The following is a 12064-nucleotide window of genomic DNA, read 5'->3' as shown; positions in this document are numbered from 1 at the left end:
CATGTTGAAACTGCTGATTCTCGATCGGGACGGGGTGATCAACTACGACTCCGACGCTTACATCAAGTCGGTGGCGGAGTGGATTCCTTTGCCTGGCTCGATCGAGGCCATTGCGCAGTTGAGCAAAGCCGGCTGGACGGTGGCGATCGCCACCAACCAGTCCGGCATCGCCCGTGGCTACTACGACATCGCCACCCTGGACGCCATGCACACGCGCTTGCGCACGTTGGTGGCGGAGCAGGGCGGTGAGGTGGGGCTGGTGGTGTACTGCCCCCACGGGCCGGATGAGGGCTGCGATTGCCGCAAACCCAAGCCTGGCATGTTGAAAACCATTGCAGAACATTACAACGTGCCGTTAGCTGGGATATGGTTCGTCGGGGACAGCCTCGGTGACCTGGAGGCGGCCAAAGCCGTCGACTCTCAGCCAGTTTTGGTTAAGACCGGGAAAGGCGACAAGACCCAGGCGAAAAACCTGCCGGTAGGCACCTTGATTTTTGACGATCTGGCGGCCGTTGCCGCAGAACTTATCAACAACTAGCCGCCCTCGACTTCCTGACCAAGGAGTGTTCGGGAGTGCGCTTTTAGCAGGCGGGCCGTGTCCCGCAACGGTAAATGCCGCCATGTCGATTTTGCAGGCCATCAGAACCTTTTTCTTTTACCTGCTGCTGGGCACCAGTTCGTTTCTCTGGTGCACCCTGAGCTTTTTTATTGCGCCCTTTTTGCCGTTCAAGGCGCGCTATCGCTTTATCAACGTTTATTGGTGCCGCTGCGCGTTGTGGCTGACCAAGGTGTTCCTGAACATTCGTTTTGAGGTCAAGGGTGCGGAAAACGTTCCGGACCAGCCCTGTGTGATTCTGTCGAACCACCAGAGCACCTGGGAGACGTTCTTTCTCTCGGCGTACTTCTCGCCGTTGAGCCAAGTGCTCAAGCGTGAATTGCTGTATGTGCCGTTCTTCGGCTGGGCCATGGCCATGTTGCGTCCGATCGCCATCGACCGTGACAACCCCAAGGCTGCGCTCAAGCATGTGGCCAAGAAGGGCGACGAGTTGCTCAAGGATGGTGTTTGGGTGCTGATATTCCCGGAAGGCACGCGTGTGCCCTTCGGCACGGTAGGCAAGTTCTCACGCGGTGGTACGGCATTGGCGGTCAATGCGCATCTGCCAGTGCTACCGATTGCGCATAACGCCGGTAAGTTCTGGCCGAAGATGGGCTGGGCCAAGCGCGAAGGCACCATCACGGTGGTCATCGGTAAACCGATGTACGCCGAAGGTGAAGGACCCCGCGCCATTGCAGCGCTGAATGACCGTGCCCAGGCCTGGAATGAAGCACAGCAGAGGGCCATGGGTTCGCTGCCGCCGGAGCCGGTTGTAGTCGACACGCCCATTATCTAAGTATCTGTGGATAACCTGTGCACGGTTTGTTGGCGAATCGCCTTTTTTGTCTTGTAAGAATCTGATTTTATTACATATTTCCCAACATAATAAAATCACGAAAAAGGTGCATAAGTTTTTTCCGCATAAAAAAACCGGTCCTTGCGACCGGTTTTTTATGCACAACTGAAAAGTACGTTTTTTCAGTCGTCCAGCAGCGGCAGTCGAAGGCTGAATGTGGTGCCTTTCCCCACCTCACTTTCGCAGCTGATGCGTCCACCGTGGCGCTCTACCACGGCCTTGACCATCGTCAGCCCCAAGCCCAGTCCTTCACTGCCTTGGGACGAATCGAAACGACGGTATTGGTTGAACAACTCCGGCAGGTCCTCTGCAGCAATCCCCGGGCCCTGGTCGCTGATACGGCATTCCAACCAACCCTGCTCGCTACTGTGCCTCAACCTCACGGTCGTCCCGGAAGGCGAATACTTGATGGCATTCTCCAGCACGTTGAACAACGCCCGTGTGAGCAGTGACTGGTCGGCAGAGACCATGCCTTCATCGGCCTCATCCAAATCGTGGACCAGGTGAATACCTTTAAGTTGGGCGATCAGCGCTACTTGATCAAAGGCATCCATGACCAACATAGCGAACAACGTCGGTTGGAACTGATAACCGTCAGCCTCGGCCTTCGCCAGTTGCACGAAGGATTCGGTGAGGCCCAAGGCGCGGCGAACCTGCTGTTCGATCTGGGCAAAGACCGGGGATTCACCGTTATGCACATCCAGCAACGCGAGGATCGCTGAATGGGGCGCACGCAGGTCGTGAGAGAGGAACCGCAACATGGTCTCGCGGTGTTGCTGGGCGTCGCGCTCCTTACTCAAATCCGTCAGGCTCAGCAGCCAACCGAGGGCGACATCGCCTTCAGCCGGCAGCAAGGGCGCAAGCTCCATGCGCAGGCTGCGTTGGTGGATGTCCCGGAACTCTACAAGCTCCAGCGCTGATAGGGCAGGGCGCACGCCATTGTGCAGCGGCGGGTAGCCCAAGTCGGCCAACTGCTCCAGCAGGTTCTGCGTGACCAGCTCATTACCGAACACCTCGCGGGCAATGCGGTTGGCCAGCAGGATATTGCCCATGGGATCGGTAATCAGCGTCGCCACCGGCAGGCATTCCAGGCCATCGGCCATAAAGCGTCGTGTGTCACGCGTACGGCTGACGGCTTGCTCCAGGGCGAAGATACGCGCCTGCAGTACATCGCCTTTGCTGGCGGGTGCACGGCGCCGTTCGGGCAGGACTTTGGGTTCATTGTCCAGGCGTGCCAGCTCCCAACCGAAATAGGCGAGGATCACGCTGAGGCGGCGCCAGTTCCAGATCAGATAACTGAGCAGCAAACCAATCAGGCAGGCCGCAGGCGACCACCAGTGGCCCAGGCGCAACAAGGCCAAGGACACGAGCAAAGCGACAGCCATGCAGCCCAGGGTCATCCACAGCGCATAGCGCGGCCGGTAGAGCAGCAACCCCAGCAGTAACGCCACCCATGCGGTAGCGATCAATGCGGCGAGCCAGCCCGGTAGATCAACGATGCTGCGGCCTTGGAGCAAACCATTGAGCACGTTGGCCTGTATCTCCAAACCCGCTGTGGTGCCCACCGTGGAGGAAAGAGGCGTGACGAAACGATCGCCCATGCCGGAAGCCGTCGAGCCGACGAGGATCAGGCGGTTACGTAGTCGCTCAGGCGCGACTTCACCGTGTAGGACGCTGACGTAGGACACACTGGGAAAGCGCGTATGAGGTGCGATGAAGGGGATACGGATGGCATGTTCGCGATGCCATTGCTGGGTGACCGATTGCTGAGGCTCGCCCGGCATCTCAGACAGCTCGCCACTCATCTCATAGGCCAACCAGGCCAATTGCGGCGCCTTGGCATCAGGCGGGCCTTCACGCAGATAGAGGCTGCGGACCACGCCATCGCTGTCTGCTTCAACATTGATGTGGCCCACGCCTTTGGCACATTTGAGCAGCGGCATCATCTGTGCGTCCGGTTGGCTGTAGTTCGCAGCACCTTCACGCACCAGAGGCAGCAAGACATTGCCAGCGTTGCAGACCGACTCGGCCAGGCGTTTGTCATTGGCCGGGTCACCGGGCTCACTGAAGATCACATCGAACAAAATGCCCGCCGGTTGCGCGGCGCTCAAGCGATCGATCAGGTCGGCGTGCAAGCCGCGTGGCCAAGGCCATCGGCCAAGCTTTTTCAAACTGGCGTCATCGATCGTCACCAGCAGGATGCGTGGGTCGACCGGCAGCGGGCTGAGGCGACGCAAACTGTCGTATAACGGATTGTTCAAGGCCAAGCCGGGGTTCAACGACAGGTAGGCGGTGATAGGCAACAGCAATAAACCAATCCACAACCACTCACGCACCAGGCCGTGGAACAGCCGCTGAGCATGGGTAGGTTGACGTTTTTCGGCCTTGCCCCAGAGCATCATCGGTCAACGCACCTGAACAGTGGGTGGGTAATAGAAGATGTCATAGACCCCGGTTTCTCCCTCAAGGCCGTGTTCGTCGTAAGCCGACAAGCGCACGTGATAGAACGAGGCTTTGAGCCCAGTGAAGCTCATTTTCGGCATGCTGGAGAAGTTTTCCTGCTTGATATTCATAAAGGCTTTGTCGGTGGCGACCTGGGCACGGTATCGCTGGGCGCCGGGCAACGGGCGAAGGTACAAACTCCAGACTGGCGCGTCACCTTTCTGGCCGTCTTGGCCGATAAGCTTCGGCGCCGCAAGCAGCTCCACAGGATTGAGGTCGCCCAGTTTCCTGAAGAGCAGACCTTGGCGAGCGGCCACTTTGATCTCGCTTGTGCGATCGCGATTGACGGCGACCTGGCCGTCCAACACTTCCACAAGCGATCGCTCAGCGTCATTGCGCACCCGAAAATGCGTGCCCCGCACGCCCAGCACACCGACCGGCGTCACGATCTGGAAGCGATCATGATCGCTGGCGCGCTTGATCACGTACGCCTCGGCCTGGCCTTGTTCGAGCACCACCTGGGGAATCGACAGTTTCTTCTCCAAGCGCAACCGCACCTGGGAGTCAGAAGGCAACACCACGCGGGATCCATCACCGAGCAACAGACTGACAAACGCCGAGGCCGAAGTCTTCACACCTTCCTGTTCATCAACAGTCATGCCTTCCAGCAAAGGCGTCGCCTTGCCCTTGGTATCGAGTTTCCAGGCCTCTCCAGTGAGATGCTGGACCACCGCAGGCAGAGGCTGGACCCGGCACAGAAACTCATCGTCGATGTAAGGCGCTCGAACCTTTGTGGCAGCGCCCGCCGAACCCACCACCATGATCAACAGAGAGGGAAGGGCGCGGCGCAAGTAACTGAGAAGAACAAACATGGCGCTCATCAAGGTCGGGGGTTCCAGAAGGCATCTGACATCAGACACAGGAGTTTACGGCAGCGCATGCGTCGGCTGATCCTTTTCCTTATGGTCAGGAGCCGGTATCTTTCCCACATTGGTATCGAGGACTTTCAATGGGTTAACCGCCCATTGTTCCCAGCGTATAGAGAGATCCGAGGGCTCGATGAATCTGCGCACAATTCTTCAGATTCAAAGACCGGCCGGACGGCTGCCGCACTCTTCAAATGAAAGGACCCACCCATGCGTGTCGCAATACTGGATGACGAACCCGCGGAACTGCGCCGGGTGGAACAGACACTGCGACAAATCCCCAGCACCGCCGAACAGCCCTGGACGCTGCATTGCTTCGAACGTGGTGAAGACCTGCTTCGTCAATTGCGCCGGGAAACCTTCGACCTGTTGATACTCGACTGGCAACTGCCGGATATCACCGGCATCGCATTGCTCCGCTGGACCCGCGAACACATGGAATCCCCGCCTGCCGTCATCATGCTCACCAGCCGTGATGCCGAGAGCGACATCGTCACCGCGCTCAACAGTGGCGCGGATGATTACGTCAGCAAACCGTTTCGCCCCAATGAACTGAAAGCACGGGTTACGGCGGTGCTGCGTCGGCATGGCCTGCAGAAGTCTGCTAGCCATGAAGTGCAAAGCTTCAACGACTTGACCTTTGACGATGCCGAATTGACGGTGACCCGAGCGGGAAAACCCATCAACCTCACAGAACGGGAGTATCGCTTGGCTAGCTGTCTGTTTGCCAACCTGGCGCGACCGCTGTCTCGCGAGTACCTCTACGAGCGATTCTGGACCCATGAAGAAATGGTGTCTTCACGGCCGCTGGATACACATATCTACCGGCTAAGAAACAAACTGGGGCTGACGGCGGATCGGGGTTGGCAGTTGCTGACCATCTATGGATATGGCTATCGGTTGGAGAGTGTGGCGGCCGCTTCTCAAAGTTAGTGTGCTGATGTTCCACGTGGAGCATTTTAAAAATCAACGTGTTTTACCCAATAAAAAAGGCCAACGTTTAAGCGTTGGCCTTTTTAGTTTGACGGGCTTACGGGGATCAGAAGTCCAGGTTGGAAACCGCCAGGGCATTGCTCTCGATGAAGTCACGACGAGGCTCGACCGCATCACCCATGAGGGTGTTGAAGATCTGGTCTGCGCCAATGGCGTCTTCGATGGTCACACGCAACATGCGACGCTGAGCAGGGTCCATGGTGGTTTCCCACAGCTGATCCGGGTTCATTTCACCCAGACCTTTGTATCGCTGGATGGTGTGACGTTTGGTGCTTTCCGCCATCAGCCAGTCGAGGGCTTCCTTGAATTCCTTGACCTGCTTCTTGCGTTCGCCACGCTGAATATAAGCGCCGTCGTCCAACAGGGTGCTCAGTTGAGCGCCCAGCGTTACCACGGTCTTATAGTCATTGCTGCCGAAGAAGTCACGGTTGAACGTGACGTAGTTCGACAGACCGTGGGAGATCAGTTCGACCTCAGGCAGCCACACGTTACGTTCACGGTCTTCTCGCAGGCTGGCCTTGTACACCAGACCAGACTTCTCGACGGTACGCAGGCGCACCTCGTACTGAGCCAGCCAATCTTGCATCGCTGCGTGATCGCCCAATTGCTCAAGGCTGACAGCCGGCAGGTAGATGAAGTGCTCGGTCAATTCCTGAGGGTACAGACGCGACAGGCGCTTGAGGGTCTTCATCACCATGCGGAAGTCGTTTACCAGACGTTCCAGCGACTCACCGGAAATGCCCGGCGCTTCGTCGTTCAAGTGCAGGCTGGCATCTTCCAGAGCCGACTGCGTCATGTACTCTTCCATGGCGTCGTCGTCTTTGATGTATTGCTCTTGCTTGCCTTTTTTCACTTTGTACAACGGCGGCTGAGCGATGTAGATGTAGCCACGCTCGATCAACTCCGGCAACTGACGGAAGAAGAACGTCAGCAGCAGCGTACGAATGTGCGAACCGTCGACGTCAGCATCGGTCATGATGATGATGTTGTGATAGCGCAACTTGTCGATGTTGTACTCGTCGCGGCCGATACCGCAGCCCAACGCCGTGATCAAGGTGCCGACTTCCTGGGAGGAAATCATCTTGTCGAAGCGAGCCTTCTCGACGTTGAGGATCTTGCCTTTCAACGGCAGGATGGCTTGGGTGCGACGGTTACGACCCTGCTTGGCGGAACCGCCAGCAGAGTCACCTTCCACCAGGTACAGTTCGGAGAGGGCAGGGTCCTTCTCTTGGCAGTCAGCCAGTTTGCCTGGCAAGCCTGCGATATCCAGCGCGCCTTTGCGACGAGTCATCTCACGGGCTTTACGCGCCGCTTCACGAGCACGCGCGGCGTCGATCATCTTGCCGACAACCAGCTTGGCTTCGTTCGGGTTCTCCAGCAGGAAGTCGGAGAAGTACTTGCCCATCTCCTGTTCCACCGCAGTCTTCACTTCGGAAGACACCAGCTTGTCTTTGGTCTGAGAGCTGAACTTCGGATCAGGTACTTTTACCGAGATAATCGCGGTCAGGCCTTCACGGGCATCGTCACCGGTGGTGGCGACTTTGTGCTTTTTGGCCAGGCCTTCGGCTTCAATGTAGGTGTTCAGGTTACGCGTCAGTGCGGAACGGAAACCCACCAGGTGAGTACCACCGTCGCGCTGAGGAATGTTGTTGGTGAAGCACAACAGGTTCTCGTTGAAGCTGTCGTTCCACTGCAGAGCGATTTCCACGCCGATGCCGTCTTCACGCTGAATGTTGAAGTGGAACACCTGGTTGACCGCGGTCTTGTTGGTGTTCAGGTATTCAACGAATGCGCGCAGGCCACCTTCATACTTGAACAGCTCTTCCTTACCGCTGCGCTCATCCTTGAGGACGATACCCACACCGGAGTTCAGGAAGGACAGTTCACGAATACGCTTGGCCAGGATGTCCCAGCTAAAGTGGATATTCTTGAAGGTCTCAGCCGATGGCTTGAAGTGGATCTGCGTACCGGTGGTTTCACTGTCACCGACGATTTTCATCGGTTCTTTTGGAACACCGTGAACGTAGGTCTGTTCCCAGATCTTGCCACTGCGGCGAACAGTCAGGATCAACTCTTCAGAAAGAGCGTTCACTACCGAAACGCCCACACCGTGCAGACCGCCGGAAACTTTATAGGAGTTGTCGTCGAACTTACCGCCGGCGTGGAGCACGGTCATGATGACCTCTGCTGCCGAAACGCCTTCTTCTTTGTGTACGTCTACCGGAATGCCGCGACCATTGTCGCGCACGGTAATAGACTCATCCGGGTGGATGATGATGCTGATGTCGTCGCAGTGACCGGCCAGAGCTTCGTCGATGGAGTTGTCGACCACCTCGAACACCATGTGGTGCAGACCGCTACCGTCATCAGTGTCGCCAATGTACATACCGGGACGTTTGCGTACGGCATCCAAACCTTTCAGCACTTTAATGCTGGTCGAGTCGTACGTGTTTTCTTCGCTCATGCCTTCACTCCCGATGGTCGTGGGTCTGGGTGATACGGCCTTGTTCCACGTGGAACAAAGCGACTGGCGTTTCCGTCTGCCAGCCTTCCCTCAATAATTCGTGGTCTACACAGGTGATAAACACCTGGCAGCGTAATTCTTCCAACAAGCGGCATAACGCGCGGCGGTGTTGCTCATCGAGCTCCGACGGCAAGTCATCCACCAGATAAATACACTGACCGCGCCGGGCCTGGCTAACCAGATGGCCCTGGGCGATGCGCAATGCACACACCACCAACTTCTGCTGACCACGGGACAAAATATCCGCGGCATTGTGAGCGCCTAGTCTAAGACGCAAATCAGCCCGTTGGGGTCCGGCCTGGGTATGGCCAATTTGCTGATCCCGCTGCAAGGACGTCGCGAGCACTGCACTCAGCTCACGTTCTTTGTCCCAGCCACGGTAGTAACTCAGCGTCAGCCCTTCGAGTTCCAGCAACTCACTCAAGGTCTGCTCAAAGACTGGTTTCAAGGCTTTGATATAAGCACGGCGGTATTCATCTATTTCGTCGCTGGCCAGGCACAGTTCCCGGTCCCAGGCCGCTTGCGAAGCGGCGTCAAGTGTACCATGCCGCAGCCATGAGTTCCGCTGCCGCAGGGCCTTCTGCAGGCGCTGCCAAGTGGCCATGAAACGCGGTTCCACGTGGAACACTCCCCAATCGAGGAACTGCCTGCGGATTTTTGGCGCGCCTTCCAATAGGCGGAAACTGTCGGGGTTGATCAATTGCAGCGGCAGGATCTCTGCCAGCTGCGCAGCACTGCGCGCGTTTTGCCCGTCAATGCGAATCTGGAACTCTCCGCCGCGATCACGGGATATCCCCAGGCTGCTATGCCCACCTTCAGCGAGTTCGACTTGGCCAAACACTGTGCACGCCAACTGCTCGTACTGGATAACCGGTAACAAGCGAGCGCTGCGGAAGGAACGAGCAAGCCCCAGCAGGTGAATGGCTTCCAGCACGCTGGTTTTGCCACTGCCGTTGGCGCCGTGGAGGATATTGATGCGGGGAGAGGGGGAGAAGGTCACCGGGTGCAGATTGCGCACCGCGGTGACCGAGACGCGACTGAGGGACATCTAGCTTCTGCTGAGCATGATTACAGGCGCATCGGCATGACAACATACGCCGAGTCGTCATTGTCGGATTCCTGTACCAGCGCGCTGCTGTTGGAGTCCGACAGAATCAGGCGAACCTGTTCGGTGGTCATCACACCCAGTACGTCCAGCAGGTAGCTCACGTTGAAGCCGATTTCCAGGGAACCGCCGTTGTAGTCGACGCCCACTTCTTCTTCCGCTTCTTCCTGCTCCGGGTTGTTCGCCTGGATTTTCAGCTGACCGTTGGCCAGTTGCAGACGGATACCCCGGTACTTCTCGTTGGACAGAATCGCGGTACGGCTGAACGCTTCACGCAGCGCTTGACGATCCCCCAGCACCAACTTGTCGCCACCTTTGGGCAGCACACGCTCGTAATCCGGGAACTTGCCATCAACCAGCTTGGAGGTGAAGGTGAACTCGCCGGTGGTCGCACGAATGTGGTGTTGACCCAACACAATGCTGACGTTGCCTTCCGGCTCGGTAAGCAGGCGCGCCAGCTCAAGAATACCTTTGCGCGGCACGATCACCTGGTGACGGTCCGGCTGACCGATATCGGCGCGCATAGAGCACATAGCCAGACGGTGACCGTCGGTTGCCACGGCGCGAATGATGCCTTCCGAGACTTCCAGCAGCATGCCGTTGAGGTAGTAACGCACGTCTTGCTGAGCCATGGCGAAGCTTGTGCGCTCGATCAAACGACGCAGCTTGCTCTGCTCCAGGCTGCAGGTCAGCGAGCCTGGGCCTTCTTCCACTGTCGGGAAATCATTGGCCGGCAGGGTGGACAGGGTGAAGCGGCTGCGACCCGCCTTGACCACCAACTTCGCCTCATCAACCTTGATGTCGATCAGCGCGTCGTTAGGCAGGCTTTTGCAGATGTCCATCAGCTTGCGCGCGGGTACGGTGATCTCGCCCGGTTCGGCGGGCTCTTCCAGCTGCACACGACCCACCAGCTCGACTTCCAGGTCAGTACCGGTCAAGGACAATTGCTGGCCTTCGACTACCAGCAATACGTTGGAAAGCACCGGCAAGGTCTGTCGGCGCTCGACGACGCCTGCGACCAGTTGCAGGGGTTTCAACAGGGCTTCGCGTTGAATGGTGAAATGCATGGTCTAGTCCCTTGCCTTAATAAGCTGCGCTGGTGTCATCACGTTGTCAGTGTACGCAGCAGGTTCTTGTAGTCCTCGCGAATATCCGCGTCGGATTCCTTAAGTTCATTGATCTTGCGGCACGCGTGCAAGACCGTGGTGTGGTCGCGTCCGCCAAACACATCACCGATTTCCGGCAGGCTGTGGTTGGTCAACTCCTTGGAGAGGGCCATGGCCACCTGACGGGGGCGTGCCACCGAGCGCGAGCGGCGCTTGGACAGCAGGTCGGAAATCTTGATCTTGTAGTACTCGGCCACGGTGCGCTGGATGTTATCCACACTCACCAGTTTGTCCTGCAGTGCCAGCAAGTCCTTCAGGGATTCGCGAATCAGCTCGATGGTGATATCGCGGCCCATGAAGTGAGAGTGAGCGATGACCCGCTTGAGTGCACCTTCCAGCTCACGCACGTTGGAGCGAATGCGTTGAGCGATGAAGAACGCCGCATCGTGGGGCAGGTCGACCTTGGCCTGGTCGGCTTTTTTCATCAGGATCGCGACGCGGGTTTCCAGCTCCGGCGGCTCTACCGCAACGGTCAAGCCCCAGCCGAAGCGCGATTTCAAGCGTTCTTCCAGGCCTTCGATTTCTTTTGGATAACGGTCACTGGTCAAGATGACCTGCTGGCCACCTTCGAGCAGGGCGTTGAAGGTGTGGAAGAACTCTTCCTGGGAGCGCTCTTTGCGGGCAAAAAATTGAATGTCGTCGATCAGCAACGCATCAACCGAGCGGTAGAACCGCTTGAACTCGTTGATTGCGTTGAGCTGCAACGCCTTGACCATGTCAGCCACGAAGCGCTCCGAATGCAGGTACACGACCTTGGCATTCGGATTCTTCTTTAATAGGTGGTTACCCACAGCGTGCATCAAGTGGGTCTTACCCAAGCCAACGCCACCATAAAGGAAGAGTGGGTTGTAACCATGCTTGGGGTTATCGGCTACCTGCCAGGCGGCAGCACGGGCCAGCTGGTTGGATTTACCTTCGACGAAGTTCTCAAAGGTAAAGGTGCGGTTCAGGTAGCTGGTGTGCTTGAGCGCGCCTTCGACCTGCACGGTGCGCTGTTCGGCGCGTACCGGAGCTTGCTGGGAGGCCGCGCCTGCCATCGGATCAAAGCTGTCGCGGGACGGCTCTTCATTCTCTGGTGCATTTTTTTGCGCAGACGACTTGGAGGGCGCAGGAGCAGGAGACGGCGCACTGACAGCCGGTGCCGCTGCCGCCTGGGCTTGCGACGCAGCCGCCGCCAGAGGCGCATTCGGCGCAGCACGAGGCGCCGAGCTACGTTTGCTGCCTATTAATAAGGAGAGCACGGGCGCGAGGCCGTTGCCATGTTCATCGAGCAATTCGAGAACGCGGCTCAGGTACTTCTCGTTGACCCAGTCAAGAACAAACCGATTGGGCGCGTAGACACGCAACTCGTCGCCTTCGGCTTCGACCTGTAGCGGACGGATCCAGGTGTTGAATTGCTGGGCAGGCAGCTCTTCGCGCAAAAGCTCCACGCACTGCTGCCAAAGTTCCACTGACAC

Annotated in this window: 9 protein-coding genes; 3 read left to right on the top strand and 6 right to left on the bottom strand. The window is 57.7% G+C overall.

All coding sequences use genetic code 11. The features are described from left to right. Position 1: 1 nt before the first annotated feature. Together gmhB and PF1751_RS00045 are read left to right on the top strand one after the other, a co-directional pair. Positions 2-538 (top strand): D-glycero-beta-D-manno-heptose 1,7-bisphosphate 7-phosphatase, encoded by a 537-nt coding sequence (gmhB, locus tag PF1751_RS00050; RefSeq protein ID WP_021491428.1) that lies wholly within the window; start codon positions 2-4, stop codon positions 536-538. Between the two features lie 82 nt (positions 539-620). Further along, positions 621-1391 (top strand): lysophospholipid acyltransferase family protein, encoded by a 771-nt coding sequence (locus PF1751_RS00045; RefSeq protein WP_010207729.1) that lies wholly within the window; start codon positions 621-623, stop codon positions 1389-1391. A 182-nt stretch (positions 1392-1573) separates the two neighbouring features. Here the strand turns inward: PF1751_RS00045 and PF1751_RS00040 are convergent, their stop codons facing one another. Beyond that, positions 1574-3853, bottom strand: a complete 2280-nt coding sequence (locus tag PF1751_RS00040; protein WP_044286385.1) for a CHASE2 domain-containing protein — start codon at positions 3851-3853, stop codon at positions 1574-1576. Positions 3854-3856: 3 nt separating this feature from the next. Beyond that, positions 3857-4714 carry a FecR family protein gene (locus PF1751_RS00035; RefSeq protein WP_226994566.1) on the bottom strand — a complete coding sequence of 286 codons (858 nt, stop codon included), beginning with the start codon at positions 4712-4714 and terminating at the stop codon, positions 3857-3859. A 315-nt stretch (positions 4715-5029) separates the two neighbouring features. Between PF1751_RS00035 and PF1751_RS00025 the strand changes: the two genes are divergently transcribed. Further along, entirely contained in the window at positions 5030-5752 is a 723-nt protein-coding gene (locus PF1751_RS00025) for a response regulator transcription factor (RefSeq protein ID WP_010207724.1), read from the top strand. A 106-nt stretch (positions 5753-5858) separates the two neighbouring features. On the opposite strand, the gene gyrB is transcribed toward PF1751_RS00025, so the two are convergent. From gyrB to dnaA, 4 genes are read right to left on the bottom strand one after another with little or no spacing between them, the layout of a single operon-like run. Then, positions 5859-8276 (bottom strand): DNA topoisomerase (ATP-hydrolyzing) subunit B, encoded by a 2418-nt coding sequence (gyrB, locus tag PF1751_RS00020; protein ID WP_010207722.1) that lies wholly within the window; start codon positions 8274-8276, stop codon positions 5859-5861. 4 nt (positions 8277-8280) lie between these two features. Next, positions 8281-9384: a DNA replication/repair protein RecF gene (gene recF, locus PF1751_RS00015; RefSeq protein ID WP_021491432.1), complete on the bottom strand. Its 1104-nt coding sequence runs from the start codon at positions 9382-9384 to the stop codon at positions 8281-8283. Between the two features lie 20 nt (positions 9385-9404). Next, the gene (gene dnaN / locus PF1751_RS00010; RefSeq protein ID WP_010207719.1) at positions 9405-10508 is read right to left on the bottom strand and encodes a DNA polymerase III subunit beta; all 1104 of its coding nucleotides are present in this window, start codon (positions 10506-10508) and stop codon (positions 9405-9407) included. A 38-nt stretch (positions 10509-10546) separates the two neighbouring features. Continuing rightward, positions 10547-12064 carry a chromosomal replication initiator protein DnaA gene (dnaA, locus tag PF1751_RS00005; RefSeq protein ID WP_010207718.1) on the bottom strand — a complete coding sequence of 506 codons (1518 nt, stop codon included), beginning with the start codon at positions 12062-12064 and terminating at the stop codon, positions 10547-10549.

Source organism: Pseudomonas simiae, from assembly GCF_000934565.1.
In the GTDB taxonomy this organism is placed as follows: Bacteria; Pseudomonadota; Gammaproteobacteria; order Pseudomonadales; family Pseudomonadaceae; genus Aquipseudomonas; species Aquipseudomonas simiae.
Note: the sequence above shows the minus strand (reverse complement) of the source record. Positions and strands in the feature narration are given on the sequence as shown.

Coding starts and splice junctions, on each gene's coding strand:
- gmhB (WP_021491428.1), top strand. CDS start 2: ATGTTGAAACTGCTGATTCTCGATCGGGACGGGGTGATCAACTACGAC.
- PF1751_RS00045 (WP_010207729.1), top strand. CDS start 621: ATGTCGATTTTGCAGGCCATCAGAACCTTTTTCTTTTACCTGCTGCTG.
- PF1751_RS00040 (WP_044286385.1), bottom strand. CDS start 3,853: ATGATGCTCTGGGGCAAGGCCGAAAAACGTCAACCTACCCATGCTCAG.
- PF1751_RS00035 (WP_226994566.1), bottom strand. CDS start 4,714: ATGGTGGTGGGTTCGGCGGGCGCTGCCACAAAGGTTCGAGCGCCTTAC.
- PF1751_RS00025 (WP_010207724.1), top strand. CDS start 5,030: ATGCGTGTCGCAATACTGGATGACGAACCCGCGGAACTGCGCCGGGTG.
- gyrB (WP_010207722.1), bottom strand. CDS start 8,276: ATGAGCGAAGAAAACACGTACGACTCGACCAGCATTAAAGTGCTGAAA.
- recF (WP_021491432.1), bottom strand. CDS start 9,384: ATGTCCCTCAGTCGCGTCTCGGTCACCGCGGTGCGCAATCTGCACCCG.
- dnaN (WP_010207719.1), bottom strand. CDS start 10,508: ATGCATTTCACCATTCAACGCGAAGCCCTGTTGAAACCCCTGCAACTG.